This window comes from Bacillus siamensis KCTC 13613, from assembly GCF_000262045.1.
In the GTDB taxonomy this organism is placed as follows: Bacteria; Bacillota; Bacilli; order Bacillales; family Bacillaceae; genus Bacillus; species Bacillus siamensis.
In genome coordinates, this window is record NZ_AJVF01000021.1 from 23,864 (window position 1) to 49,995 (window position 26,132).

Here is a 26,132-nt window from a genome sequence, read left to right on the forward strand (position 1 = left end):
TTTATATGTTTATGGTGAAATGGACACCCCCCGCGAGGAGGATGCCCATTCAGTCCCTCTTAAAACATTTCACTGATTGTTTTCGCCTGCATGTGGAGGGCCAAATAATCCGGGCCGCCCGCTTTTGAATCAGTGCCGGACATTTTAAAGCCTCCGAACGGATGGTATCCGACAATCGCTCCCGTACAGTTGCGGTTGAAGTACAGGTTGCCGACATGGAATTCCTGTTTCGCCCGTTCAATATGTTTGCGGTTATTTGTAATGACCGCTCCTGTCAAACCGTATTCAGTGTTGTTTGCCACTTCCAGCGCTTCATCAAAGTTTGATACTTTAGAAAACCCGACGACCGGCCCGAAAATTTCTTCCTGCATGAGTCTGGCTTTCGGATCAAGGTCAGCGAAGATCGTCGGCTTGATAAAGTAGCCTTTTGAATCATCGCCGGTGCCGCCGCTTACTAAACGGCCTTCTTCTTTTCCGATTTCAATGTAGCTCATGATTTTATCGTAAGAGCCTTGGTCGATGACAGGCCCCATATACACGTCAGCGCTGTCAGGGCTTGCCGTCACTTTTGATTCAGTGATTTCGATGACGCGCTCCAGAACGGCATCGTATACTTTTTCATGCACAACCGCACGGGAACCGGCAGAACATTTTTGTCCCGCGAAGCCGAATGCTGATGTGAAAATGGATTGCGCCGCCAATTCAATGTCCGCATCTTCGTCAACGACAACCGTATCTTTACCGCCCATTTCAGCAATGACGCGTTTCAGATGTTGCTGGCCCGGCTGCACTTTCGCCGCGCGTTCAAAAATTCTCGTACCGACTTCACGTGATCCCGTAAATGTAATGATGCTTGTTTTCGGGTGATCGACGAGATAGTCTCCCACTTCCGCTCCGCTTCCCGGCACAAAGTTGACAACGCCCTTCGGAAGGCCCGATTCTTCAAGCACTTCTACGAATTTCGCCGCGATGACCGGTGTCGCGCTAGCCGGTTTTAGAACGACCGTGTTGCCCGTTACGATCGGTGCCACCGTCGTACCCGCCATAATTGCAAAGAGGAAGTTCCATGGCGGAATGACGACCGTTACGCCTGTCGGTGTGTAGACATATTGGTTTTTCTCGCCTTCGCGGCTGTTGACCGGCTTGCCTTTTGCCAGTTCGATCATTTGGCGCGCATAGTACTCCATGAAGTCGATCGCTTCAGCGGTATCCGCATCAGCTTCGTTCCAAGGCTTTCCTGCTTCTTTTACAAGCAAAGCGGAGAATTCATGTTTTCTTCTGCGGACTTTGGCAGCCGCGCGGAACAGGACAGCCGCTCTTTCTTCAGGAGATGTGTATCTCCACTCTTCGAACGCTTTCGCAGCCGCTTCAATCGCTTGCTCAGCATGCTCTTGAGAAGCTTTTGACACTCTGCCGACAACTTCTTCTTTATCAGCCGGGTTGATTGAAACGATTTTCGCTTCTGTTTCCACTCTTTCACCGTTAATGACAAGAGGATAATCTTTTCCCAGATACTCGCTTACCTTCGCAAGCGCTTTCTTGAATTCTTCAACGTTCGATTGATCTTGGAAATTCGTGAATGGTTCGTGTTTATAAGGTGTAGTCATTGTCATCTCTCCCTTTTTACTTCTTAGTCATCCCTTTAAAGGCGAATGCGATATTTGAGGGGCGTTCAGCGAGCCGTCTCATGAAATAGCCGTACCAATCATCGCCGTAAGGCAGGTAGACTCTCATGTTGTATCCTTCTTCTACTAGGCTGAGCTGGGTTTGCGAACGCATACCGTACAGCATCTGAAACTCAAAGCGGTCGTTTGGAATGCCGTGCTCTTTGACAAGCTGCTTTGTAAACTCGATCATCTTGTCGTCATGCGTGGCAATTGCCGTATAATGTCCCTTTAAAAGCTGTTTGCGGATGAGTCTTTTATAATTTTCATCTACATCGCTTTTTTCAGGATAGGCCACCTTTTCCGATTCTTTATAGGCTCCCTTGACAAGGCGCAGAAACGGATTCAGCGGGTCAAGATCATCAAGGTCCTTCTCCGTTCTGTACAGATAAGCCTGCACCACGGTGCTTACGTATTCATACCGGCTTCGGAAGTCTTTAAAGATATCCAGCGTTTTCTGGCATCTCGTCTCATCCTCCATGTCAATCGTCACCATGACTTTATGTTTTTCCGCCGTCTGGAGGATTTTCGTCATATTTTCATAGACGAGATCGAGATCTATATCAAGACCTAAAGACGTCATTTTTAATGACACTTGGGAATTCAGCTGTTCATCAGCGATTAAAGCGATGGTCTGCATGCACTCCTCGGTGCGTTCTTTCGCGACATCACCGCTGTTGACAAATTCACCCAAATGATCGACAGTAACTGACAGCCCTTGGCTGTTCAAATGTCGGATTGTCGGGATAGAACTGCGGATATCCATTCCTCCGATGATTTTGCCGGCTGCCACACGGCTTCCCCAGCCTCGCGCCATCTTATTGAGAAAGCTGCTCTTGGATAAAAATAAGAAAAAATCTCTTGTAATCACTTCCAACCTTAACACCCCGCAATCTAAGAAGTATTTGTATGAGTCTATTGTAAATGGACAAAACATCCTCTCACAATATTCTAAAAATACAAAGATTCTGATAAATTTTTGTGGTTTTTCCACAATCAGCTTCTTAGAGAGCAGGCGGATCATGCCGAAAAAAGGCGGGCGGAAATGACAGAAATCGTCAATTCCCGCCTTTTTCTTCCCAAGCCTCTTCGAGAGTCTGAATCAAAAGCTGATTCAGTTCGTCCGTTATATCCTGTTTCGGTGTTTTGACCGTTTTGGCATACTGTCCGATGCGTTCTATTTCCTCTTCTATAAAGGCATGAATAATCGTATTTCCGGGTTCCGGAGCCAGTTCCTGTCCGCTTTTTTTCCTTGTAAGCAGTGTGCTGATTTCAGAAATGAGCGCTTCATCCGTCAATAGGGCATCTGCCATTACTGGAAATGACATCGGCGGTACGGTGCCGAACGTTTCAATCCACTTGCAGGCAAGGAGAGGCCGCAGGACATAAAAATACTTTTTAATCTTCACTGCACTGCCCCGCAATTCCGTTTTTTCATTCCGCTTTGCCATATTAAGATAATGATAGAGGGATGCTTCGGGCGAAAAGGCGCGGGTTTTCAGTTTTCGGAGCTTTTCAGCCGCTGTGAAAGCCTCATAATAGATCATCTCAGAAGAAAGCCATTCCAAAAGAGGCGGATTTGATTTTTTAAAGAGCCGCAGGGCTTTTCTCAGTTCCCAGCCGCTGATGTCAAGCATGTCATGGATCGGCTCTTCTATGACATCCCTATGCGGTTCAATGGAAAAGTACCATTCTTTTTTCGGCACATAGAGAAACCGTACATCGTAGTCGCTTTCGCTTGACGGAAATCCCCATGCGCGGCTTCCCGATTCTACGGCGTAGAGCACCTTAACGTCGTGCTTTGCCTCAATTCGTTTTAATTCTTCGATGATCCTTTGTTTCATTTGTATCCGTCCTTTTCCGTCATCATTCATGAAAAAAGCCCAAGTACTTGGGCTTTTCACTGCTGTCAGCCTTTCAGATGCGCTTTCAGAAAGGCCAGCTTCTCCGTATGGAAAGAAGGTATATATTCATGGCCGAAATACCGGTAAACCTTCAATTCTTTTTCCGTTTCCAGATGATTGTAGGCGGCAAATACCGTCGACGGCGGAGTCACCCGGTCAATCAGCCCGATGGACATGAGAACCGGCACCTTTACGCGGTCCGCCAGATTCATGATATCAAAATAGGCCAGTGTATTCATCGCGGCCTTCTCCGTTTCAGGGCTGCCGTTTTTTCTGAAAAAGGAGTTAATCTCAAGATACGGCTCATCAAGTGCGACGTCAATCGCCCGCTCAAAATTGCTTAAGTACGGATAATCAGCCGCAACCGCTCTCGGAATGTCGGAAAGCGCCGCCGCGGCGATGGAAAGCCCGCCTCCCTGGCTCCCCCCGATGACGGCGATTCTCGTTTCATCCACTTCATCAAAGCTGCTGATGACTTCAAGAGCCCTTACTGCGTCTAAGTACACACCGCGGTAATAATATGTATCTTTGTCTAAAATCCCTTTCGTCATCCAGCCGGGAACGTGTCCGTGCGGTGAGACGCTTGTATCTGTGCTGCTGTGCTGGCCGCGGACAAGCATCCCGAACGCGGCATATCCGTGAAGCGCCCAATTTACGATGTCATGTATGTCCCCGTCATAGCTTGCGTTGTAGCCGTGGTATTTCACGATGGCCGGATGCGGGCCTTTTCGGTCGGGAACGGCGTACCATCCCTCAATTTCCGCCTTGCCGAAGCTTCGGTATTTCAGCCGGAATACTTTCACGCCGTCAGCCGGATAGCTTTCAGGCGTCAAATCAGGCTTTGCCTCTTCCTTTGCAAGCTCATGTAATGATGATGCCCAAAAATCCGCAAAGTCATGAGGAGCGGTTTTATTTGGTTTATAGGTCTGCAGTTGGTCAAGCGGCAAGTCGTATAATTGCATATCCGATTATTCTCCTTTGTTTTATAAGATTTAATTTTCTGACTCTATCTTAACACGATTTTACACTTATTTTCTAAAAATTTTTATAAATGATCGGCGGACGCTTTCACTTTTTATCAAACGTTTGTTTAACAGAAAACAAAAAAGAGCTGTGCGCTCACAGCGGCACAGCTCTTTTACATCGGCTGATACAGGTCCCAGCCGATTTTTAACGTTTCAACGATATAATCGGCAATTTCTTCAGGTTCCAGATTATCCGTTGCCACTTTTGAATTATGTTTATCATAGATGCTTTGGCGCTCGTTAAAGAGCTGCTGCATTTCATCCATTGAACGGTTATGCAGAACGGGACGGCTTTCAATCAGCAGGTCAGCCCGCTGCTTCCAATTCTCCCATGATAAATCAAGATGAAGCACGAGACAGTTTTCCAGGCAGCACTGTCTGATTTCCTCTTGTTTAAACGAACCGCCCCCAAGAGACACGATCTTGAATTTCGTATTGCGGCAAATATCTAATATATAGTCCTTTTCAGTCTGACGGAAAAAGGCTTCACCCTTTTTCTCAAACATTTCCGGGATGGACATGTTGAAATCTTTCTCAATCTGCAAATCAATATCAATGAAGTCTCTGTATAATTTTTTAGCGACCAGCTGGCCGATTGTTGTCTTACCGACACCCATGAATCCGATCAGTACGATATTTCTTTCTCTTACGGGAATGGCACGTTTTGCGTTCATCTTCGGCGAAATCCTCCTAAGGAATGAAAAAGTTATGTTTATTATATGATAACTCCATATTGAAATATAGAGATAATGCGATGAGTTTTTCGATCTACCGGAGCGTAATGCGTTCCACCTTTCCGACAATGAAAATATAAGAAAACGCCCCGATAAAGGCGACAGCGCCGACAAACAGAATCGCTCCGTTGTATGAACCGGTCGCAGAGACGATAAACCCGATGATAAGCGGCGTAATAATACCGGCCATATTGGCGAAAAAGTTAAACACGCCCCCTGCCAATCCGATTGTCTCGCTTGGCGCCACTTCACTCAGCATCGTCCAGGAAATATTGGACATGCCCTGCGCAAAAGAAGCAATGGATAAGATCGCCAAAACCGCCGGGGAAGAATCCGTAACATTCGCGAGCACGATGGAGCCCGTCAGCAGAAGACCGAGGATAACGGGCGTCTTTCGGGCAACGTTCACCGATACGCCCCGCTTCATCATGCCGTCAGACCAAAATCCGCCGAACAATACGCCGAAAAAGGCGGCGATATACGGGATTGATGCGGCGAAGCCGACTTTTAAGAAAGCCATGTGCTTTGCCTCCGCCAGATAAGTCGGAAACCATGTCAAAAAGAAGAACAGCGTGGACGCTACGGCGAATTGGCCGATATACAAGCCGACAAGCTTGCGGTATTTAAGAAGCTGGACGAAATCCCGCCACGTGATCCTGCCGGCTGATTCAGACACCTCTGTCAGCCCGCCGCCTTCTTTAATATATTCAAGCTCTTCCCGGTTCACTTTTCGATACCGGTTCGGCTCCTGATACATCTTAAACCAGAAAACGGAGAAAACAAGCCCGAGCAGCCCTGAGGAAATAAAGACGGCTCGCCAGTCAAATGCCGTTAACACCCAGAATAAAACCGGTGTGGCGAATGCCAGTCCGACATATTCCCCCGCTGTGTAAACCCCAGTCGCAAAGGCGCGTTCCCTCCTCGGAAACCATGTCGTGACAATCCGGTTGTTTGCGGGAAAGGCAGGCGATTCAGCCAGCCCGATAATCAGGCGGCAGCCGAATAAAAATCCGAAACTGGCCGCAAAAGCTTGCACTCCGGTGAAAACCGACCAGACGAATAAAGAAACCCCGTACGTCCGTTTTGACCCGAATTTGTCCAAAATGAGCCCGCCGGGAATCTGCATACCCGTATAGGTCCAGCTGAATGCGGAAAATACGACGCCCAAAAGCGCGGGGCTTATGTTCAGCGAAGTCTGAATGGACGGGGCGGCGATGGATACACTTGCACGGTCTATATAATTAATCGCAGTGATAAAAAACAAAAGAATCAATATCACATAACGAGCGCGAGTCGGTTTATTGCGGACGGGCCTGAAGTCCGTCAGCTCCGTTTCATTTTTCAATGGCTTCTCCCCCTTACTCGAATGAAATTAATTGTACAACACTTCGAGCAATTATTTAATACTTTGACGCAAAAAAGCACTAAACAATTTGTGTGCTATACTGACCGGATGCACCGCTTCCATAAAAAAAGTGTTTACCCTTTTCGTCTGTTTATCCGCAGCTTATCCGGGGAAAAAACACATATAGGATAGACAGTTAACGGGAGGATTACCGATGAAACTGAGCTTTTGCACGACAGGGTTTAAAAAAAAGCATATTCTCGATGTCATTTCTTTCGCAAAAGAGCACTCCTTTGACGGAATCGAACTGTGGTACGGCCACGCCCAACAATATATAAAAGAAATCGGCCCGCTCGACAGGCTTGATCAACAGCTTCAGGAGGAAGGCTTCGAGGTGCCCGCTGTCAGCTTGTACACTGACTTTGCCACTCAGGATGAAAGGCAGGCGTTAAAGGATGTTCAAAGGGCATTAAGCGCGGCACGGCAGCTTCACAGTCCCCTGATCAGGGTCTTTGCGGGCAACCTGGCTTCTCGCCGCACATCACCAGAGAAGTGGCAGAGCGCCGTTGATCAATTTCAGGAGGCGGCACTGCTCGCAGATGACTATGACGTCAATATCGGGCTTGAGATTCATTACGATACGTACGCGGATACACCGGAAGCGGCGCTGGCATTTTTAGAGGATGTCGGACATCCGCGGGTCCGCATCATTTTTGACGGCTCCAACCTTCACGTCAATCACGTGGACCAAATGTCCGCTTTAGAAAAACTGTATCATACCGTCAGCCATATCCACCTGAAAAACTATCACTGGAATTTTGACAACTGGTATCTCAGCAGGCCGGTGTCTGTTCTGCAGGGCGACTTACGGCAGGAACCCTTTCTGAAAGAACTGTTGAACAGGCAGTACGGCGGATTCGTGTCACTCGAATACTTCGGCCGTCATGCTGAAGCGCATATGAAAGAATCTCTGAATGAGATCAGACACTGCTTTAAGAAATAAAAAACATCCCCTTTGAAGGGAGGTTTTTTTCAAATTAAGAAAAAAATTTTAGAAACAGAGAAGGAATTTTATGGATAATAGTCTAATTATTAACACTGTAATACATTTCTTTTGAAAAGGGAGTGTTCGAAATGAAATTCAAAAAAGTGTTAACCGGTTCTGCGCTGTCTCTTGCCTTACTGATGTCTGCCGCTCCTGCCTTTGCCTCATCACCAACAGCAACGTCATCCGTGGAAAATAGCCCAATCTCAACGAAAGCAGATGCCGGCATTAATGCCATCAAGCCCGTTCCAAGCCCTAACGGTATTTTCGCTGCTTCTTTCGAACTGAATGGTACAACATGGATTTTTAAATACAAATACTATGACAGCAGCAAGGGGTATTGGGTAGGCATTTATGAAAGTGTAGATAAATAAAAACGATAAACAAAAACCTCCCTTTCAAAAGGGAGGTTTTTTTATTTCTATTTCCACCAATCATCAAACATTGATGCCGGCACCTGACGCTTATGTTCCGTACTGAGATAGCGTTTTTCCAGCGCCTCAATCACTTCGGAAGAAACGTCCTTGCCTTCTAAATAATCATCAATGTCATTGTATGTGATGCCGAGCTCTGTCTCGTCCGTCTGCTGCGGCTTTTCATCGAGCAGATCGGCCGTCGGTAATTTCAAATACAGGCGTTCCGGTGCGCCGAGCTCTTCTAATAAACGTCTGCCCTGTCGTTTCGTTAATCCGGTCAGCGGCAGCAGGTCAGCTCCGCCGTCACCGTATTTCGTGAAGAAACCGGTCACCGCTTCAGCCGCATGGTCGGTACCGATGACAAGCAGCCCCTCTTGTCCGCCGATGGCATATTGCGCGATCATTCTCATTCTGGCTTTTACATTTCCTTTGTTAAAATCAGTCAGCTGATCGCCCGTTTCTTTTTTGTACTGATCGGCGAACGCGCTGACAGCGGACTTAATATCAAACGTCCATGATTTATCAGGCTTAATGAATTTAAGTGCCAATTGGGCGTCATCCTCATCCTGCTGTGCGCCGTGCGGAAGACGGACGGCGATAAACTCCGCGTCTCCGCCTTCCTCTCTGATGCGTTCAGCCGCCAATTGGGCGAGGCGTCCCGCAAGCGTGGAATCCTGCCCCCCGCTGATGCCGAGCACAAAGCCTTTGGCACCTGTTTTTTTCAAATATTGTTTCAGAAAGTTCACTCTGTCCTCAATTTCTTGTTTCGGATCAATTGAGGGTTTTACGTGGAGATCATTCATAATTTGTTTCTGGATGCTCATCCCAATCACTCCTCCTGCATTGTTTCTTTATGATTCATTTCCCGTTCATGCTGAAAATGAATCATGCCACTATGTACGACTCTCTGTTAAATATAGCACAGGTGCAGTTTTTAAGTGAATCAAATACACCGGGATCAGCTGATTTCCACCCGCAGCGCCGTAATGCTGTCTCCGTTGCATTTTCCTTTTTCGATCGGGCAGGATGAAAACGCGACGACGAGATCCATTTCCGCACGGAGCCGTACGTAATCACCCGCGTCAGACAGAGGCGTTTCGACTGACAAGTTCCCCTTCTCATCAAGCACCGTATTCATAAAGATGGCAAACGGGTAATGCATATGCGGCCGCGGCACCCCGAATGGTTCAAGCGCCCCGCTCATATTGTCATAGCACGTATCCTGGAGCTCGTCTTTATGCTTTCCGTATAAAAGCCTGTTCATATCCGGGCGGCAGGCGGGAAGCAGCAGGTCATGCTTGCCGACAGTATCTTCAATCAGCGTCAGCATCGGCTTATATAAATTTGAATAAATATGATCGCCTGTTTTTACATGAATGGACTGATTGGCATCAATCGTCGCGCCCTGATCAAGATGCTCATAAAAGTCTTTGGCATGATACGCCGTAAAATCAGCCACCTGCTGTCCTTCCACATCGACTACTTTTATAATCTGCCCTTTGTGAACCTTCAGGCCGAGCCCTTTTTTCGGCGGTACGATAAATTGCTGTGTCATCAGACTGCTCCTTTTTTCTTCTATTATGAACTCCGGCCGTTTGTTTCATGTAAAGCAATTTATTGGATGTATATTCCCGTTCTGCCGGCCGCAATCTAAGCTTTAATAAAGGGGTTGAATTACATGGGTAAATCACAGGACCAGCCTAAAGGAAATCTCGCTTGGTGGCAGCTCTCTTTAATCGGCGTCGGCTGCACGATCGGGACGGGCTTTTTTCTCGGGTCCAGTATTGCTATTGTTAAAAGCGGATATTCCGCGCTGATCTCATTTCTTATTGCCGGGCTCGGCACCTATTTTGTCTTTGAGCAGCTCGCGAAGCTTTCGGCTAAGCAGCCCGAAAAGGGGTCTTTTTGCGCTTATGCGAGAAAGGCTTTCGGCTCTTGGGCCGGTTTCAGCAACGGCTGGGTGTACTGGTCGTCTGAAATGCTGATTACGGGAAGCCAGCTGACAGCCATCTCGCTGTTTACGAAGCATTGGTTTCCGAATATGCCGCTGTGGATCCTCGCCTCCATCTATGCGGTGCTCGGTCTTTTAATTATTTTTACGGGGCTGTCCGTTTTTCAAAAAACGGAGAATGTGCTCGCTGTTGTCAAGACGGCGGCCATTTTTATGTTTATCGTCATCGCCATTTTGGCGCTGTGCGGTATATTTTCTCATAAACCGGATGTTCAGGTGCCGAATGACTCAAAGGATTTGTTCCCGCACGGAGCGATGGGTTTGTGGACGGGGCTGATTTATGCGTTTTACGCTTTCGGGGGAATTGAAGTCTTGGGGCTGATGACCGTACATTTGAAAAAGCCGGAGGAAGCCTCAAAATCAGGCAGACTGATGCTTATCGTTCTTGCGGTGATTTACGTCATTTCTCTCGGCCTGGCGTTATTGTTAGTGCCGCTGGGTAAATTCACCGAACAGGACAGCCCGTTTATTACATCTCTGAAAGGCTTTCATTTAGATATCATTCTTGATATTTTTAACGGGATTTTTATTATTGCGGGGTTTTCTACGCTCGTCGCCTCGCTGTTTGCCGTGACGACATTGCTTTGTACGATGGCTGATGACGGAGATGCGCCGAAATGCTTCAGATTGAAGGAAAATAAAAAAATCTGCTGGCCTGCGCTCGGATTGACATTCGCCGGACTCATCGTCTCCATCATCCTGTCTTTGGTGCTGCCGAAAAATATATATGAACACATGACCACCGCGGCAGGCCTGATGCTTCTGTATACATGGGTGTTCATTTTGTTCTCAGGCAAGAAACTGATCGAACCGACAAAAGTGGGAACGGCACAGATTTTTATCGCCCTGGTGCTGATTGCGGCCGCCGTCTCCGGGACGCTGTTTGAGAAATCGAGCCGGCCCGGTTTTCTGGTCAGCCTTTGTTTTCTCGCCGTCATTGCGATCGTGACATGGATCGTACAAAAAAAGCAGGGACACAGCCCTGCCGGATCATAGCTTAAACAATCTTTTCAAATAGGAAAAAGGACATTTTGACACTTGCGTCTCATCATCACGGAGGAAATATTGCTTCCATTCTAAATTATCTTTTCCTCCGTACCACCCCAATTGGGGATGAAGAGGGGCTTCGTCGTATGCCTCCAAACGTTTTCTGATCAGCCGGCTCATATTGCGTCCGAACGCGGTTGAATCATTTAACCCTTCGAAAACCCATCTCGGCTGAAACGCCAGCATAAAAAACGGGAAGCTTCTGCTTTGTCTCGCTTCATGCGCAGGCGTTGCGCACAGAATAAAATACGGCTCGCCGTCAAAGCAGAACTCCCATTTATAATGTTCAGGATCTTCCGGCATATCTTCCGGCCAGTCTTTCGGGTCGCAGCCGCTCAGCCGGTTTAAAAAAGACCAGAACAGCTCTTCATACGCCTCAATGGAATAATGCTCAGCTAAATCCTCAGGCGTATCAAAAATCACAAGCAGCGACGCGTATCTTCCGGTTTCCCTTGAGATTTTTCCGTATTCGGACAGCAGCATCCCCACTTCCTCCGGGGTTCCCTCTTCGCGGGGATCACCCGCAAAGGATATCCGAAGCTGATCTGTCAGAAATCCCTGACGTCCGGGTATGCACGGAAAGGTGTCCGCTTCATCGCCTACTTTTTCTGATAGAAGCTCAAAAGCGATTCTCTGCCAATTTGGCAGATCCAATAACTTTTCCTCAAGGCAACTTTTTGTGTACAGCCCGCTTGCCATCGGCCCACCTCCAGTATCGTCATGATACGTTATGATGGGGATAGGCGATGGGTGACAGTCCTTCTATTTATGAGATGAGCATTTGAATCCCCTGCCATCCGAAATAAAAACCAAAAACGATCAAAGACACACCTGCCGCTCCCGTCAGCCAGCGAAGCGCTTTTTCGTGGAGAAGATTTCTGAAAGTGCTTGCGGCAATCGCCATGCAGAAATCCCAGATCAAAATGCCGAGAAGAATGCCGGAGCTGTAAATCAAAAGCTGGTTTGCATCGAAGGATTCAGCGGTTTTGGCGAGAATGCTGCCGTATATGCCGAGCCAGAATAAAATGCTCAGCGGATTGGAAAGAGAAATAAAAAATCCCGCACCGAATGTTTTGTAAAAAGCCGGTTTTCCTTTTCCGCTTCTGACGTTCATGGCTTCCCTTATATTTTTTAACGTTTCGACGCCCGTGTAGGTCAGCACGAAAAAACCGAAAAGCCACAAAAACGTCTTCACGAAAGGCGCCGTCAAAAATTGAGACAGCCCGAAATAGATCAGAATCATATACAGCCCGTCTGCCGCCATGGCGCCAAGACCGAAAATCCATGCATGCCAAAAGCCGTTCTTGATGCCTTTGTCAATCTGCGCCGCATTGACCGGGCCGACAGGTGCTGACAATGACAGCCCGAGAACGATGTAGCTTAAAAAGATGTTCATTGGCTTCCCCCTCATTCATGCAACTTGTACAAATTATTCATGAATGGGCCGGGCTATGATATATTATTTTAATTTCTCAAGCTCATCTTCCATTATGTCCGTCACTTTTTTGAGAAAATCGAATATCAGGTGCAGTTCTTCTTCTTTATATTGCCGGCAAAGGCTGATGGTGGACTGGGATAAGGAGCTGAACAATTGTTTCACGTTCGCTTTTCCGGCTGTCAGCGGCACAATGATCACCCGCCGTTTATCTTCAGGATCTTTTTTCCTCATGACATATCCCGCTTTTTCGAGCCGGTCAATGAGCGCCGTTACCGAACCTGTGCTGAGGCCGGTTTTTTTCCCAAGCTCGCCCGCGGTCATCGGGCCTGCTTCATTTAAAATATCAGCTGATTTCAAATCGGTCGGAAACAGACCGAGAGATTGAGCGGCCGCCTGATGAAACAGGATCGTCCTTGTGGCCATCTTCCGGAATAACTGTATCGCGGTTTCCTCCGTCTCGCTTCTGGTATTTCTTGTTGACAACTGACAGGCCTCCCTATAAAATCAATTTATCTTGACGATCAAGATAATTTTCGGCAAATCTAATATGATCATAGCAAATTTGATGATCAAAAGTAAGTATAGGAGGAAAAAGCATGGAACAAACAGCCGCGAAGGACGCCTCGACGAAGTTTGTCGTCATCGGCCTTTTGCTGGGCATTTTAATGTCGGCTATGGACAATACAATCGTTGCCACCGCGATGGGAAATATCGTGGCGGACCTCGGAAGTTTCGATAAGTTCGCATGGGTGACGGCATCATACATGGTAGCCGTAATGGCCGGTATGCCGATTTACGGCAAACTGTCCGATATGTACGGGCGGAAACGTTTCTTTTTATTCGGTCTCATTCTTTTCTTAATCGGATCGGCATTATGCGGAATCGCCCAAACAATGGACCAGCTCATTATTTACCGCGTCATTCAGGGAATCGGCGGAGGCGCGCTGATGCCGATCGCTTTCACCATCATTTTTGATTTATTTCCGCCGGAAAAACGCGGAAAAATGTCGGGGATGTTCGGCGCCGTTTTCGGCCTGTCCAGCGTTCTCGGTCCGCTTTTAGGCGCGCTTATTACCGACTCCATCAGCTGGCACTGGGTATTTTACATCAACGTGCCGATCGGCATTCTATCGTTATTTTTCATTCTTCGTTATTATAAAGAATCACTTGAGCACAAGAAACAGAAAATCGACTGGGCCGGCGCAATTACGCTGGTGGTTTCCATTGTCGGTCTGATGTTCGCTCTTGAGCTCGGCGGAAAAACGTATGATTGGGACTCCGTCCAGATCATCGGTCTGTTCGCTGTGTTCGCCGTGTTCTTTATCGCCTTTTTCATTGTAGAAAGAAAAGCGGAAGAACCGATTATTTCTTTTTGGATGTTTAAAAACCGTTTATTTGCCACGGCACAGATTCTGGCGTTCCTTTACGGAGCCACATTTGTGATTTTAGCGGTATTTATCCCGATTTTCGTTCAAGCTGTATACGGCAGCACCGCGACAAGCGCGGGCTTTATTTTGACGCCGATGATGATCGGTTCTGTTATCGGAAGTATGATCGGCGGAATTTTCCAGACGAAAGTACGGTTCCGTAATTTAATGCTGATTTCCGTGGTCGCTTTCTTTATCGGAATGCTGCTGCTTTCCAATATGACTCCGGATACGGCGCGCACGATGCTGACGGTATTCATGCTGATCTCAGGGTTCGGCGTCGGCTTCAACTTCTCACTGCTGCCGGCCGCGTCCATGAACGATCTCGAGCCGCGCTACCGCGGGAGCGCCAACTCAACAAACTCGTTTTTGAGATCATTCGGCATGACGCTCGGTGTGACGATTTTCGGAACCATCCAGACGAATGTGTTTACCAACAAGCTGACCGATTCATTCAGCGGCATGAAAGGAGCGGGCGGCGCGATGCAGAACATCGGAAATCCTCAGGACATTTTCCAGGCCGGCACGCGCGCTCATATTCCGCCGCACATTCTGGATCAAATTATTGACGCAATGTCGCAGAGCATCACGTATGTATTCACGCTTGCTCTGGCGCCGATCGTCATCGCAGCCATCACCATTTTGTTTATGGGAAAAGCGAGAGTGAAAACCTCTCAGGAAATGGCGAAAAAAGCGAATTAAAAAAAGCAGTACATGGCATTTGCCATGTACTGCTTTTTTGTTTACTCCGCGAAATGCGGAGCGAGAATGTCTTTGAGCACGTTTGCGCTATGACTGAATTGACGCTGTTCTGTTTCGTTCAGTTCAAGTTCCGTCACACCGGCGATGCCGTTCCGATTGACGACGGCCGGAATGCCGATAAAGACGTCGTTTACACCGTATTGCCCGTCCAGATATGTGCTGACGGTTAAAATACTGTTTTCATTACGCAAAATCGCTTTTGTGATGCGGGCGAGGCTCATCGCCACTCCGTAATATGTCGCGCCTTTTTTCTCAATAATATGATAGGCGGCGTTTTTCACATCGTCCACGATCTGATCCAGCTCGTCCTGTTTGTAAGCTGCATTTTTCTCCAGCAATTGCTGCACCGGCACTCCGCCAATATTGGCGTGACTCCATACAGGAAGCTCGGTATCGCCGTGCTCGCCGATAATGTGGGCGTGTACGTTTTGCGGAGCGGCTCCGAAATATTCACTCAGCATATAACGGAATCTCGCAGAATCCAGTGTCGTGCCGCTGCCAATGACGCGTTCTTTCGGCAGACCGCTGAATTTCCATGTCGCATAAGTGAGAATGTCGACCGGGTTTGTGGCAACGAGGAAGATGCCGTCAAATCCGCTTGCCATGACTTCACCGACAATGCCTTTGAAAATGGCGAGATTTTTTTCGACCAGCTCAAGTCTCGTTTCGCCCGGCTTTTGGTTGGCTCCGGCACAGATGCACACGATATCGGCATCCTTGCAATCTTCATACGTTCCGTAAGACGTTTTCACCGGATGAGGCGCAAATGCCTTTCCGTGATTTAAATCCATGACATCTCCCATGGCTTTTTCTCTATTTACATCAATGATCACAAGCTCATCTGTGATCCCTTGGTTAATTAACGCAAATGCATAACTGCTTCCAACAAAACCTGCTCCGATTAATGCTACTTTGTTCACTCGTTCGTTCATCATGTATGCTTATCCTCCAGTGTTTCGTGGTGTCTGTTTTTATTGTGAAGTATTTCACATTTATATTGTGCACTATTTCACAAACTTTTGCAAGAGAAAAGTTTTGTCTTGAAAACCCCCCAGATTTTTGACAGAATCCTAAAACGGTTGGGTTTTAGGATTCTGTCATCTTTTCAGCTTGATTAAATCATTGAAGGCGGCGCTTAGTCAGGCATTCTGAGAAATCCTGATTTCTCTATTCATTAATGCCGAAGATAGCCATTCAAACCAGAATTGTTATACAAACCATTCTGCACATAATCAAAGCCGGGCTGGTTCTGTCCGGGCACTTGGGCGCTGCCATTGTTAAAAATCACTTTGGCGTTGGCCGTATCCGCATTCTCAGGCAGCGTCAGCGTGTAAATTCCATCTGCATTCTTAGTCATAGCTTTCCCCGGCCACGATCCGGTTAATTCTATGGCCCTGCCTCCATCATGTTTATAGATATAAGCATTTACCTGGCCCCAATGGTCCGGATTCTGATAGCCAATGATGTTGGCTTGAGACGGGTCTTTTTTGACAAACGTGTATTCTTGGGTTCTTGTTGCACCCTCGCTGTTCGTTCCGGTTAACTTGATGTCGTATGCCGTGCCGATTGGATCTCCTTTTCCGATCGTCAATCGGTCCCCGTCCTTAAACACCGTCTGCTGCCCATTATTGATCTGATAAACGGCTTTTGTTGTTTTCGCATTTGCACGCAGGGTGACCGTCAGCTGATCGTTGAAAGAATGGACTGTCCCCGTTTGATAATTCTCAAGGAAGACATGAGGCGCATTTCCGATATCGTCAGGATAAAGAACAGCCGCGGATCTGGCATTGATCGTGCCTGTCAGTTTACCGTTGGTTACTTGAAATGAACCGGTGCCGGCTCTATTATCATACCTGCCGTCAGGTAATTTCGTTGAAGTATTGACGGCAACGGCAGACGATCCTGCATTTGCCAGCACAACGCCTTTTGAGCCGCGCTGATTCATAAAGATTTGATTGTTTCCATTCGGATTCGAGAGTTCCTCAGGCTGACCGCCCATTACATTGTGAAAGATATTGACCGCAGCGATCGCCTGATCTTTAAATAAGGCGCTCCCGCGATCGCCTATTTGACTTTTTCCGGGAAATCTAACACCATTTCCTCCGCCCTCAGGTCTGGAAAAGAAAAGAGGTGTACTTCCTGAGCGGGAACCGATCACTGCCCAGCCTAAACGGATATCGTCATCGCTCATCCATGTAGACTCTTCCTCATCATTGGCATACGTATCATGGGATTCCACCCATGTGACCAACTTGTCCGCAGACACATCAGATGCATAATGAGAAATATTCGACACACTCAGATTGCGGTTCTTCAAGGCGGACCTGATGGAATGCCCATAATTTGAAGCGGTCACATTCATATAATTCGCATAAGCAGTATCTCTGGACGCGCTGTCTTGCAGGATTTCTCCGTATTGGAATTCCGCCGCTGTATTTGTGATATTCGGCCAAAATCGGCTGCCGTAATTCCCGTCATCCGGAAGCTCTATATGCTTGGCAGCATCATAACGGAATCCGTCCGCTCCGTCATTCAATGCTCTTTCCAAGAAGCGTTTCAGATAGGTTTGCACCTCAGTATTTTGAGTATTCCAATCATACAGCCCCAATAGTGAATTTTGAGTGACATCCCATCTGTCCGACCAATTTTTAATTTGTGTGTTTCCATGGGTCCAGTTTGGAATACGCTTAATCTCGTCAGAAATCGCGCCATAATCACTGGTCGTATGATTGATGACCGCATCGACAATGACTTTTACGCCATATTTTTCTGCGGCTGCGCACATGTCCTTAAACTCTTGTTCAGTTCCTAAGTAACGGTTGCCGATTTGGTACGATGTCGGCTGATACAGCCAGTACCAATTCCTCATGCTCTTATCTCCTTGGTTCCCTTCCTTTACTTGGTTAATCGGAGACGTCTGAATGGCTGCATAGCCTGCATCACGAATATCTTTCATATTTTGTGTTAACGTATTGAATGACCAATTCCAGGCATGAAGGATGGTTCCGCTTTTGACTGAAGATGCGGTCACCTCATTTGATTTGTCAGCGGTTTCAGCGTTTGCAGCCGCAGGCCCTGACAAAACCAAATGAAACAGCAATAAAAATCCGGCGAATAACGGCAGTAAAGAGGTTTTGAATCGTTTTTCAAACATTTTTGACACTCCTTATTTGATTTTTTGAAGACTGACTGCGGAGTCAAAAATTCCTCTTACCCTTTCTTCAGCTTCCTCCTTTCGAATGTTGTGAAGACTGGAGAATTTTGTTAACGCTTTCATTTCAACTTATCACACACTCTCTATCAAAGCAACGTGTCAGAGTGAAATCAAATCTATATTCCTATCAGATCAACAAAAAAAGAAACCACCTATCAAGATGATTTCTTTTTCACTTCTTTTATCGCTCTTCTGTAAGACAGCTTCACAATGACATACCGAAGCAAAAACAAAACGCCTCCGCAGACGATAAAAAGAAAGATCATTTTCAGCCAAGCAAAGAATGTATGGGGCAGCCCCCTGTCGTACATCGTAAGCGCAGCTGCCGCAAAAGCAACCGCAATTGAATCGATCCGCTGCTGCTTCACTCGTTTTCGCAGTTCTTCCTTGGTGTCTATTCTCGGCATGAGCATTCCCGCCGCTCCTGCTCTGATACAATAATAAACAATTATAATGAAGAAAACCGCCAAGCTTCCGGCCCATTCCCTAAACGGACAGTTCAGGACAAGCCCGCGAACGATGATATCAAGCAAAGACAGTGTCCCCACAAGCATTCCGACTTCTGACCAAATCATTCGTTCTTTCTCTTTCACACTCTCACTCTTTCCATTCACGTTTGAAAGTCGGTTCCGATGCTGATTCATGACTTCCTCCCGTACTTTTAAGAATGGCTTACAACTCCCATTATATCTTGCCGATTCATAATGATAAACCGAAATATCATTGACAAAAACGTTTAATAAGGACCCCATTTGATCAAAACGCCTATGCAGATAAACACCAGGCCGATCACAAACCAGATCAGCGCCAGCGGAACCATAAAGCGAAGCCACTTTACGTACGGAATACCGCTTGCGGCCAGTACGGCCATCAATACGCCCGATGTCGGATTGACACAGTTTACAACGCCTTCTCCGAGCATGACCGCTTCAACCGCCACCTGTCTCGTGATGCCCATCAGATCGGCAAGCGGAGCCAAAATCGGTATAAATACAACCGCCTCCCCCGATCCTGATGAAATCAGAAAATGAAGCAGAGCACTGGAAATATACATTCCGATTGCGCCTGCCATCGGGCTGAAACCGTGGAGCAGTGACGCAAGTCCATTGACTACCGTATCAAGCAGCTTTCCGTGTTCAAGGATAACGGAAATGCTTCTCGCCATTCCGACGATCAGCGCGCCGTAAACGAGACCCTGGCAGCCTGTGATAAACGTTTTTGCGATATCATTTGCCGCCATCCCCGCAATCAGTCCGGAGACGATCGAGATGAAAATGAACACGGCGGCCATTTCTGAATCAGACCAGCCAAGGGTTAGCGCACCGTACAAAAAGCCGGCAAGCGACAAAGCCGCAACAGCCAGAATCAGCTTATGGCGGACAGTAAACGGGACATGCTTGTCCTCCTGATCAGAAACCTGCCGGATTGAGCCTGCCGCCGGAAACCAATCGTTCCCCAGCAGACTGGCGTCCTTTGCTTTTCTGAGTCTTCTCGTATACCGATAAATATATAAAATAGATGATAGCAGAAAACAAATGTAGACGGCAATCCTCAGGCCGATGCCGGAAAACATCGGCAGCTCCGCGATGCTTTGTGATAACCCGAGCGGTGAAGGTGATAGAATCGTCGCGTTAAACCCCGCATAACAGCCGATATAAATGACGGCTGCTCCGGCCACGGCATCCCATTTCAGCGAACGGGCGACGATCAGGCCGATCGGAATAAAACCGATCACGGAATTGACGACGATGCCGGTTGTGCCGAGAATCGAAAATAGAGATCCGACAATCGCAATAAACAGCAGCTGTTTTGTGCGGAACGTACTGATCACGTTATTAATCAATCCATTGATGGCGCCCGTTTTCTCTAAAATCGCAATGGTGCCGCCCGTAAACAGGATCAGAAAGATAATCGGTGCGGAACTTGTCATCCCTTCCTGAATCGCGGTAAAAAAGGCGATCGGGCTGACAGGGGACTGATCCAGAGAATGATAACTTCCAGGGACGGCAGACGTCACACTGCCCTTTGTCACCCTGTCGAATTCTCCAGCGGGAACGATGTACGACGCTATCGCGCAAAGTAAAGCGACAATGAACAGCAGCACATAAGCATCGGGCATGACAAACATTTTTTTCTTTTTCAATACAGGTTCGGTCTTCGGCACAGCCATAACATCACCATCCCGCTTTAAATTTATAAACTATTCAGAAAATACAGATATGTGCTATATTATATACAGACCGATTGCCTGTTTTCAATATCAAAATAAAAAACAGACAGCTTTTGAAGGAGGACTTACGGCATGAACAGACTCACAGAGCATGACAAACAAGTCATTATGGATATTTTTAACCACCTGCACGCCCATCCCGAAGTAAGCTGGAAAGAATATCAAACGACTGAATATCTGGCTGAAAAACTGAAAGCGTCCGGCTGCCGGACCCGCACGTTTGATGATTGTACCGGAGTTGTCGGCGAAATCGGAGAAGGCTCCCCCGTTGTGGCTGTCCGGGCGGATATTGACGCGCTGTGGCAGGAAGTGGACGGTGTTTTTCAGGCGAACCATTCATGCGGACATGATTCACATATGACGATGGCGCTCGGCACGATGATGCTTTTAAAGAGTCAGCCGAAGCTTCCGAAGGGAACCATCCGCTTTATTTTTCAGCCGGCAGAAGAAAAAGGCGGCGGGGCGCTGAAAATGATTGAAAAAGGCGTGCTTGATGATGTTGACTACTTATACGGTGTGCACGTACGCCCCGTACAGGAAACGGCAAACGGCCGATGCGCCCCCTCCATTCTGCATGGCTCAAGCCAGCATATTGAAGGCCTGATTATCGGAGAAGAAGCCCACGGCGCGAGACCGCATCTCGGGCTTAACAGTATTGAAATCGCCGCCCTTCTCGTGCAGAAACTCAGCTTCATTCATCTCGATCCCGGCATTCCGCATTCGGTGAAGATGACAAAGCTTCAGGCAGGCGGAGAGAGTTCCAATGTCATCCCGGGAAAAGCCTCCTTCAGCCTTGATCTCCGCGCGCAAACCAATGCCGCCATGGAGAAATTAACCGCCGAAACCGAAAGAGCCTGCGAGGCGGCGGCTGCCGCATTCGGCGCAAAAATCGAACTGCAAAAAGAACACAGCCTCCCGGCAGCCGAGCGAAACAAAGAAGCGGAAGCCATCATGGCGTCTGCGATAAGCGGCATTCTCGGAGAAGAACATGTGGATGAGCCTCTCGTGACAACCGGAGGAGAGGATTTTCATTTCTACGGACTGAAGGTGCCGAACTTGAAAACGACGATGCTCGGCCTTGGGTGCGGGCTTCAGCCGGGGCTTCACCATCCTCATATGACATTTGACCGAAGCGCCATCTTTACAGGTGTTGAGATATTAACAGCCGCCGTCCTCGCATCGTTTGAAGCATAAAAAAAGCAGCCCGTTACAGGGCTGCTTTTCTTCGTTATTTCTTCAAATCTTCAATTGAATTGACGTTTTTCATATACTGAGGAACGACCAGACCCATCTTGACGCCTGTCAGACTCGTTCCCACATCTTCATATTTGCCTTTATATTTAGACGCATATGCTTTATGAGTGTTCGGAAGCCAAGCAGACAGTGACGCATCCGCGCTGCCTGTCGCAATCGCAGTCCACATCGGGCCTGCCTCCACTTGCGTCAGCTTCACGTCATAGCCGAGGTCTTGAAATACTTTTCCGATCACGTTCGTACTTGCGATTTCACTGTCCCACGCCACATAAGCCAGGTTGATTTTATCACCTTTTACTTTATGAGCGCCTTTTGTCCATTGAGCTACTTGATCTTTATGTTTTTTCACATATTCAGCAGCGGCTTTGGCCGGCTTTTCGCCTTCTTCAACGGCAATCATGACTTCTCCCATATCGTCCTGCGTCCAGTTGAACTGGCTGAGAACCTTGGCCGCGTTAGGCTGTTCCTTACTGAAGCCGGTTCTTGTAATCGTATGAATCTGCTCGGCAGTTCCGTACGTCTTTTTCGGATCATCGAGGAACTTCAGCTTATATCTGGAAAACATCCAGTGCGGCGTCCAGCCCGTTACGATGATCGGCTTTTTCCGGTCATATGATTTTTTCAATGTCGCCGTCATGGCGGCGCTTGATGCTGTGACGACATTCCAGTCTTTCAATCCGTAATCGTTAACGGCCTCATCCGTCAGGGCCATGATTCCCGAGCCCGGATCAATACCGATAATGGTTTTGTTCACCTGATCCGCAGCCGTTGCCTGACCATCAGTCTGCGAACCGCAGGCAGCCAAAGAAAGAGCCAGCGCAGCGGTAACGCCGACACCGATGATTTTCTTAAGCATCAGGCATTCCCCCTGCTCTTTTTCTTCACTTTAATGTTTTGCGTGATACGGTCGAGTGTAATCGCTACGATGACGATCGCGATACCCGCTTCCACTCCGACACCGGTTTTCAATTGTGTCACGGCGCTGTATACTTCAGAACCGAGACCCGGCGCTCCGACCATGGCCGCGATAACGACCATTGACAAAGCAAGCATGATGCTTTGGTTAATACCGGCAAGAATGGTTTTGGTGGCAAGCGGAAGCTGTACCTTGAACAGACGCTGAGACGTCGTTGAACCGAATGCTTCCGTCGCTTCAATCAGATCAGCCGGAACTTGTTTAATACCGAGAACCGTCATGCGGATCGTCGGAGGCATCGCGAAAATAACAGATGCCACAACGCCTGGCACAACCCCGATATTAAAGAAGAAAATGGCAGGCAGCAGGTATACGAAAGCCGGCATGGTCTGCATTAAATCCAGAATCGGTGTGACAATGCGGCGGACCGTTTCTTTCTGAGACGCCCATATGCCGATCGGAACCCCGATAATAATGGAAATCAAAACAGATGTGACGACAAGCGCCAGCGTTTGCAGCATCGGCGACCAATAACCCAAATAATCAATAACAAGGAATCCGATTAACGTAAAGAGTGCAATTCCTCTCGTACTGATCCACCAAGCGAGAGCTGCAAAAATAACAGTCAATAAAATAGACGGGATGAAACCCAATCCGCTCACAATCGCGTTTACGAAAGCGGCCAAACCGTTTGAGATTCCGTCAAAGAAACCTCCGAACGTCATGGTAAGCCAGTCAACAAACCGGTCAACGATATCTGCTAACGGAATTCTAGGCAATCTGTCCATTTACTTCACCCCCTGAACAGAAGAATCCTGAGCTTGTTCAGCAGAATCTTCAACATTTATATAATCGTTATTACCTGAAAGCGCGCCGATTAATGCACCTTTTACGACAATGCCTTTCATGCGGTCCTTATCGTCCGTGACGGCGATCGGAATATTCGCATCAGACACGACATCGAAAATTTCCGTCAAGTAGGTGCTTTCGTGCACAGTCGTAAATTCAGTATTTAAAATATCCTGAAGCGATAAGTCGGATTCCACCGCTTTTTTCGCATCCGCCGCATGAATGACGCCGAGAAGCTGTTTCTGTTTATCAACGGCGTAAATAGAAGAAATACCCAAGTTCTTCATCAGCTGCAGCGCTACACGAGGCCCTTTGTCAATCCGCACAGTTTCAGCGCGCTTCATGATATGGCCCGCTGTCAGAACTTTTGATAAATCTACATCTTCAACGAATTTTTCAACGTATTCATTGGACGGGCTCATCAGAATTTCTTCAGGTGTCCCGATCTGAACGATATTTCCGTCTTTCATCAGCACGATTCTGTCGCCGATGCGCAATGCTTCATCAAGGTCATGCGTGATGAAGATGATCGTTTTGCCGACAGAGTCATGAAGGTCTAAAAGCTCATCCTGCATATCTTTACGGATCAGCGGATCAAGCGCACTGAAAGCTTCATCCATCAGAAGAATGTCAGGATCATTCGTTAATGCGCGGGCAAGGCCGACACGCTGCTGCATTCCTCCGCTGAGCTGATCGGGGAATTGGTGTTCAAAGCCTTCAAGACCGACAAGCTTAAGCGAATCAAGCGCTTTTTGCTCACGCTCTTTTTTGTCAACGCCTTGAAGCTCCAAACCGTATTCCGTATTTTCAAGAATCGTTCTGTGCGGAAACAGCGCAAATTTTTGAAAGACCATGCTGATTTTTTTCCGGCGCACTTCCCGGAGCTGGTCTTTTGACATATTTGTTATCATGTCACCATCAATATAGATATTCCCGGCAGTCGGTTCAATAAGCCGGTTTAACAGCCGAACTAAAGTTGATTTACCGCTCCCCGATAGACCCATGATGACAAATATCTCCCCATCATAAACATCAAAGTTTGCTTGATTGACACCAACGGTTGATCCGGTAGCTTTCAGGATCTCTTTTTTGTTTTTTCCGCTGGACAGCATCTGAATGGCTTTTTTTGTCTGTTTTCCGAAAACTTTAGATACATTTTCGACTTTTATCTTAATTGGTTTCTCATCTACACTCATATTTTCCCTCCATAATAAGCAATCCTTAATACCGTAACACGTTTGTAATAAGTCAAACAAACATCATAATCCCTGTTATTTTGTATCATTACTTTAAAAACATCCATGTGTCTGATTTTCCTCTGGTATGCTTCTAAATACTCTCTAATCCTCCTTAATGAGGATAAATTACAAAGGAAACCGGGCTTTTATCAGGCTTGAGAACGTTTCCATCGAATCTGCTGCAAACTGATTTCCTATCCTTTTTTTACAATTACAAGAATTTCTTTGAGACATTGTCCTAGTTAAAGGAGTTTCCTCCTCCCAAAAATAAGGAATATCAAGGTAAAATATAGGTCTCCAAAAAAAAAGCACCCCAAAAGGGTGCTCATTGTGCAAGCTCTGTCTGTTTCGTTTCTTTACCGAGAATGAGAATGGTGATGACGGCAATCAGAATGGCCGCACAAAAGATGGCAAAAATAGCTGTAAACGAAACGTTCCGGGCTGCAAGAGATCCGACGAGAAGCGGGCCGAAAATACCGCCGATTCTGCCGACGGCCGCCGTTGTCCCGGAGCCGGTCGCACGGATCGCCGCAGGATACTGCTCCGGTGTATAGGCATAAAGCACGCCCCACGCGCCGAGATTGAAGAAGGACAGCAGCATGCCGGCCGCCAATAACATACCCAATGAATCTGCGGCACCGAAGAAATAAGCGCTGCCCGCCGTTCCGAGCAAATAGATGACTAAGATGGTCTTCCGCCCCGCTTTTTCGATCAGCCATGCAGCGGAAAAATAGCCCGGAAGCTGAGCAAGTGTCATCAGCAGCACGTATTCAAAGCTCTCAATCATGCTGAAGCCTTTCATCAGCATCACGCTCGGCAGCCACAAAAACATGCCGTAATAGGAAAAGACGACGCAGAACCAAACGACAGACAGCAGCACCGTCGGCCGAATATACGGTTTCACCCAGACACTTACCGCCTGGCCGCGTATACTTTTTTTCTGCGATAAAGCCTGATGCGCGGGTGATTCCGGAAGGCCTCTCCGCAAATACAGCGCATAAAACGCCGCCAGCGCCGTTAAGAGCAGCGCGGCCTGCCACCCGAATGCCGGTATGACAAAGTAAGAAATAACCGCCGCAAGAAGCCAGCCCGCCGCCCAAAAGCTCTCAAGCAGCACGATGATCCTCCCCCGCTTTTCAGGGGCGGACGCTTCTGATACGAGCGTCGAGGCGACAGGCAGCTCCCCGCCAAGCCCCATTCCGATCAGAAAACGCAATATGAGAAAAACGGTCAATCCCGTTGCGAAAGCGGATATGCCGCTTCCGACAGAAAAGAGCAACAGCGTGATCATAAACACTTTTTTCCGGCCGATCCTGTCAGCCAGCATTCCGAATACAAAGGCGCCCGCTGCCATACCGATGGAATTGACGCTTCCGATCCATTTCATTTGATCAGGCGTTAAATTCCAATCAGCGTGAAGCGCGGCGATAATAAACGATAAAATTCCGACATCCATTGCATCAAACAGCCAGCCCATTCCGGCGATGGCCAGAAGTTTGCGCGGAGTAACGGCAGGTTGTTTGTTCATAAGCAGCACCTCAAATCGAAAATGATTACCGTATAAGTTTACATCTGTCTTTACACATTGTCATTATCTTTTTCACAAAAAAATC

At 47.6% G+C, this 26,132-nt stretch carries 24 protein-coding genes; 5 read left to right on the forward strand and 19 right to left on the reverse strand.

All coding sequences use genetic code 11. The annotated features are described in order from the left end of the window. Window positions 1–59: 59 nt before the first annotated feature. The 6 genes from pruA to Y79_RS0105690 all read right to left on the reverse strand — a co-directional run bounded on the left by pruA (window position 60) and on the right by Y79_RS0105690 (window position 6,672). Complete coding sequence (pruA, locus tag Y79_RS0105665; protein WP_016936812.1) at window positions 60–1,607, reverse strand: L-glutamate gamma-semialdehyde dehydrogenase; 1,548 nt, start codon at window positions 1,605–1,607, stop codon at window positions 60–62. A gap of 16 nt (window positions 1,608–1,623) precedes the next feature. Continuing rightward, window positions 1,624–2,535 (reverse strand): proline dehydrogenase family protein, encoded by a 912-nt coding sequence (locus tag Y79_RS0105670; protein ID WP_095241879.1) that lies wholly within the window; start codon window positions 2,533–2,535, stop codon window positions 1,624–1,626. A 187-nt stretch (window positions 2,536–2,722) separates the two neighbouring features. Continuing rightward, window positions 2,723–3,508: a nucleotidyltransferase domain-containing protein gene (locus Y79_RS0105675; RefSeq protein WP_016936814.1), complete on the reverse strand. Its 786-nt coding sequence runs from the start codon at window positions 3,506–3,508 to the stop codon at window positions 2,723–2,725. 65 nt (window positions 3,509–3,573) lie between these two features. Next, window positions 3,574–4,530 carry a cephalosporin C deacetylase gene (cah, locus tag Y79_RS0105680; protein WP_016936815.1) on the reverse strand — a complete coding sequence of 319 codons (957 nt, stop codon included), beginning with the start codon at window positions 4,528–4,530 and terminating at the stop codon, window positions 3,574–3,576. A gap of 176 nt (window positions 4,531–4,706) precedes the next feature. After that, window positions 4,707–5,267, reverse strand: a complete 561-nt coding sequence (locus Y79_RS0105685; protein WP_003156609.1) for a shikimate kinase — start codon at window positions 5,265–5,267, stop codon at window positions 4,707–4,709. 94 nt (window positions 5,268–5,361) lie between these two features. Then, window positions 5,362–6,672, reverse strand: coding sequence for an MFS transporter (locus tag Y79_RS0105690; RefSeq protein WP_016936816.1), 1,311 nt, complete (start codon window positions 6,670–6,672; stop codon window positions 5,362–5,364). A 214-nt stretch (window positions 6,673–6,886) separates the two neighbouring features. On the opposite strand from Y79_RS0105690, the gene Y79_RS0105695 reads away from it, so the two are divergent. Beyond that, a complete protein-coding gene (locus Y79_RS0105695) occupies window positions 6,887–7,675 on the forward strand; it encodes a sugar phosphate isomerase/epimerase family protein (RefSeq protein WP_016936817.1) in 789 nt (262 codons plus the stop codon). 131 nt (window positions 7,676–7,806) lie between these two features. Then, window positions 7,807–8,091: an antimicrobial peptide LCI gene (locus tag Y79_RS0105700; protein ID WP_016936818.1), complete on the forward strand. Its 285-nt coding sequence runs from the start codon at window positions 7,807–7,809 to the stop codon at window positions 8,089–8,091. A 47-nt stretch (window positions 8,092–8,138) separates the two neighbouring features. Here the strand turns inward: Y79_RS0105700 and nadE are convergent, their stop codons facing one another. Both nadE and Y79_RS0105710 read right to left on the reverse strand, forming a co-directional pair. Continuing rightward, window positions 8,139–8,957 carry an ammonia-dependent NAD(+) synthetase gene (nadE, locus tag Y79_RS0105705; RefSeq protein WP_016936819.1) on the reverse strand — a complete coding sequence of 273 codons (819 nt, stop codon included), beginning with the start codon at window positions 8,955–8,957 and terminating at the stop codon, window positions 8,139–8,141. A 134-nt stretch (window positions 8,958–9,091) separates the two neighbouring features. Then, complete coding sequence (locus tag Y79_RS0105710; protein WP_011996295.1) at window positions 9,092–9,688, reverse strand: DUF1989 domain-containing protein; 597 nt, start codon at window positions 9,686–9,688, stop codon at window positions 9,092–9,094. 123 nt (window positions 9,689–9,811) lie between these two features. On the opposite strand from Y79_RS0105710, the gene Y79_RS0105715 reads away from it, so the two are divergent. Further along, window positions 9,812–11,140 (forward strand): amino acid permease, encoded by a 1,329-nt coding sequence (locus Y79_RS0105715; RefSeq protein WP_016936820.1) that lies wholly within the window; start codon window positions 9,812–9,814, stop codon window positions 11,138–11,140. Here the strand turns inward: Y79_RS0105715 and Y79_RS0105720 are convergent. The 3 genes from Y79_RS0105720 to Y79_RS0105730 form a co-directional block, all read right to left on the reverse strand. Continuing rightward, the gene (locus Y79_RS0105720) at window positions 11,135–11,890 is read right to left on the reverse strand and encodes a YqcI/YcgG family protein (RefSeq protein WP_016936821.1); all 756 of its coding nucleotides are present in this window, start codon (window positions 11,888–11,890) and stop codon (window positions 11,135–11,137) included. The two genes, Y79_RS0105715 and Y79_RS0105720, sit on opposite strands and share 6 nt — an antisense overlap. Before the next feature lie 67 nt (window positions 11,891–11,957). Continuing rightward, window positions 11,958–12,587 (reverse strand): LysE family translocator, encoded by a 630-nt coding sequence (locus tag Y79_RS0105725; RefSeq protein ID WP_014469715.1) that lies wholly within the window; start codon window positions 12,585–12,587, stop codon window positions 11,958–11,960. A 63-nt stretch (window positions 12,588–12,650) separates the two neighbouring features. Next, on the reverse strand, window positions 12,651–13,112 hold the full coding sequence (locus Y79_RS0105730; protein ID WP_016936822.1) for a MarR family transcriptional regulator: 462 nt from the start codon (window positions 13,110–13,112) through the stop codon (window positions 12,651–12,653). Window positions 13,113–13,225: 113 nt separating this feature from the next. Between Y79_RS0105730 and Y79_RS0105735 the strand changes: the two genes are divergently transcribed. After that, complete coding sequence (locus Y79_RS0105735; RefSeq protein ID WP_016936823.1) at window positions 13,226–14,758, forward strand: MDR family MFS transporter; 1,533 nt, start codon at window positions 13,226–13,228, stop codon at window positions 14,756–14,758. A 41-nt stretch (window positions 14,759–14,799) separates the two neighbouring features. Here Y79_RS0105735 and Y79_RS0105740 read toward each other — a convergent pair whose 3' ends face one another. The 4 genes from Y79_RS0105740 to Y79_RS0105755 form a co-directional block, all read right to left on the reverse strand. After that, a complete protein-coding gene (locus Y79_RS0105740) occupies window positions 14,800–15,753 on the reverse strand; it encodes an L-lactate dehydrogenase (protein ID WP_016936824.1) in 954 nt (317 codons plus the stop codon). A 239-nt stretch (window positions 15,754–15,992) separates the two neighbouring features. Next, window positions 15,993–17,972: an alpha-amylase gene (gene amyE / locus Y79_RS0105745; protein WP_016936825.1), complete on the reverse strand. Its 1,980-nt coding sequence runs from the start codon at window positions 17,970–17,972 to the stop codon at window positions 15,993–15,995. A 215-nt stretch (window positions 17,973–18,187) separates the two neighbouring features. Then, window positions 18,188–18,676, reverse strand: a complete 489-nt coding sequence (locus Y79_RS0105750) for a DUF6773 family protein (protein ID WP_016936826.1) — start codon at window positions 18,674–18,676, stop codon at window positions 18,188–18,190. 92 nt (window positions 18,677–18,768) lie between these two features. Then, complete coding sequence (locus Y79_RS0105755; protein WP_016936827.1) at window positions 18,769–20,202, reverse strand: YfcC family protein; 1,434 nt, start codon at window positions 20,200–20,202, stop codon at window positions 18,769–18,771. A 132-nt stretch (window positions 20,203–20,334) separates the two neighbouring features. Between Y79_RS0105755 and Y79_RS0105760 the strand changes: the two genes are divergently transcribed. Beyond that, a complete protein-coding gene (locus tag Y79_RS0105760; RefSeq protein WP_016936828.1) occupies window positions 20,335–21,456 on the forward strand; it encodes a M20 peptidase aminoacylase family protein in 1,122 nt (373 codons plus the stop codon). A 34-nt stretch (window positions 21,457–21,490) separates the two neighbouring features. Here Y79_RS0105760 and Y79_RS0105765 read toward each other — a convergent pair whose 3' ends face one another. The 4 genes from Y79_RS0105765 to Y79_RS0105780 form a co-directional block, all read right to left on the reverse strand. Continuing rightward, entirely contained in the window at window positions 21,491–22,372 is an 882-nt protein-coding gene (locus Y79_RS0105765; RefSeq protein ID WP_016936829.1) for a glycine betaine ABC transporter substrate-binding protein, read from the reverse strand. Further along, window positions 22,372–23,220 carry a glycine/proline betaine ABC transporter permease subunit OpuAB gene (gene opuAB, locus Y79_RS0105770; protein ID WP_003156639.1) on the reverse strand — a complete coding sequence of 283 codons (849 nt, stop codon included), beginning with the start codon at window positions 23,218–23,220 and terminating at the stop codon, window positions 22,372–22,374. The genes Y79_RS0105765 and opuAB overlap by 1 nt, the downstream gene beginning before the upstream one ends. Further along, window positions 23,221–24,477, reverse strand: a complete 1,257-nt coding sequence (gene opuAA, locus Y79_RS0105775) for a glycine/proline betaine ABC transporter ATP-binding protein OpuAA (RefSeq protein WP_016936830.1) — start codon at window positions 24,475–24,477, stop codon at window positions 23,221–23,223. 367 nt (window positions 24,478–24,844) lie between these two features. Further along, window positions 24,845–26,047 (reverse strand): MFS transporter, encoded by a 1,203-nt coding sequence (locus tag Y79_RS0105780; protein WP_016936831.1) that lies wholly within the window; start codon window positions 26,045–26,047, stop codon window positions 24,845–24,847. Between the last annotated feature and the right edge of the window lie 85 nt (window positions 26,048–26,132).

Bases quoted from the DNA above. Each gene is read 5' to 3' on its own strand.
- pruA (WP_016936812.1), bottom strand. From the start codon at position 1,607: ATGACTACACCTTATAAACACGAACCATTCACGAATTTCCAAGATCAA.
- Y79_RS0105675 (WP_016936814.1), bottom strand. From the start codon at position 3,508: ATGAAACAAAGGATCATCGAAGAATTAAAACGAATTGAGGCAAAGCAC.
- cah (WP_016936815.1), bottom strand. From the start codon at position 4,530: ATGCAATTATACGACTTGCCGCTTGACCAACTGCAGACCTATAAACCA.
- Y79_RS0105685 (WP_003156609.1), bottom strand. From the start codon at position 5,267: ATGAACGCAAAACGTGCCATTCCCGTAAGAGAAAGAAATATCGTACTG.
- Y79_RS0105695 (WP_016936817.1), top strand. From the start codon at position 6,887: ATGAAACTGAGCTTTTGCACGACAGGGTTTAAAAAAAAGCATATTCTC.
- Y79_RS0105700 (WP_016936818.1), top strand. From the start codon at position 7,807: ATGAAATTCAAAAAAGTGTTAACCGGTTCTGCGCTGTCTCTTGCCTTA.
- nadE (WP_016936819.1), bottom strand. From the start codon at position 8,957: ATGAGCATCCAGAAACAAATTATGAATGATCTCCACGTAAAACCCTCA.
- Y79_RS0105710 (WP_011996295.1), bottom strand. From the start codon at position 9,688: ATGACACAGCAATTTATCGTACCGCCGAAAAAAGGGCTCGGCCTGAAG.
- Y79_RS0105715 (WP_016936820.1), top strand. From the start codon at position 9,812: ATGGGTAAATCACAGGACCAGCCTAAAGGAAATCTCGCTTGGTGGCAG.
- Y79_RS0105720 (WP_016936821.1), bottom strand. From the start codon at position 11,890: ATGGCAAGCGGGCTGTACACAAAAAGTTGCCTTGAGGAAAAGTTATTG.
- Y79_RS0105725 (WP_014469715.1), bottom strand. From the start codon at position 12,587: ATGAACATCTTTTTAAGCTACATCGTTCTCGGGCTGTCATTGTCAGCA.
- Y79_RS0105735 (WP_016936823.1), top strand. From the start codon at position 13,226: ATGGAACAAACAGCCGCGAAGGACGCCTCGACGAAGTTTGTCGTCATC.
- Y79_RS0105740 (WP_016936824.1), bottom strand. From the start codon at position 15,753: ATGATGAACGAACGAGTGAACAAAGTAGCATTAATCGGAGCAGGTTTT.
- amyE (WP_016936825.1), bottom strand. From the start codon at position 17,972: ATGTTTGAAAAACGATTCAAAACCTCTTTACTGCCGTTATTCGCCGGA.
- Y79_RS0105750 (WP_016936826.1), bottom strand. From the start codon at position 18,676: ATGAATCAGCATCGGAACCGACTTTCAAACGTGAATGGAAAGAGTGAG.
- Y79_RS0105755 (WP_016936827.1), bottom strand. From the start codon at position 20,202: ATGGCTGTGCCGAAGACCGAACCTGTATTGAAAAAGAAAAAAATGTTT.
- Y79_RS0105760 (WP_016936828.1), top strand. From the start codon at position 20,335: ATGAACAGACTCACAGAGCATGACAAACAAGTCATTATGGATATTTTT.
- Y79_RS0105765 (WP_016936829.1), bottom strand. From the start codon at position 22,372: ATGCTTAAGAAAATCATCGGTGTCGGCGTTACCGCTGCGCTGGCTCTT.
- opuAB (WP_003156639.1), bottom strand. From the start codon at position 23,220: ATGGACAGATTGCCTAGAATTCCGTTAGCAGATATCGTTGACCGGTTT.
- opuAA (WP_016936830.1), bottom strand. From the start codon at position 24,477: ATGAGTGTAGATGAGAAACCAATTAAGATAAAAGTCGAAAATGTATCT.
- Y79_RS0105780 (WP_016936831.1), bottom strand. From the start codon at position 26,047: ATGAACAAACAACCTGCCGTTACTCCGCGCAAACTTCTGGCCATCGCC.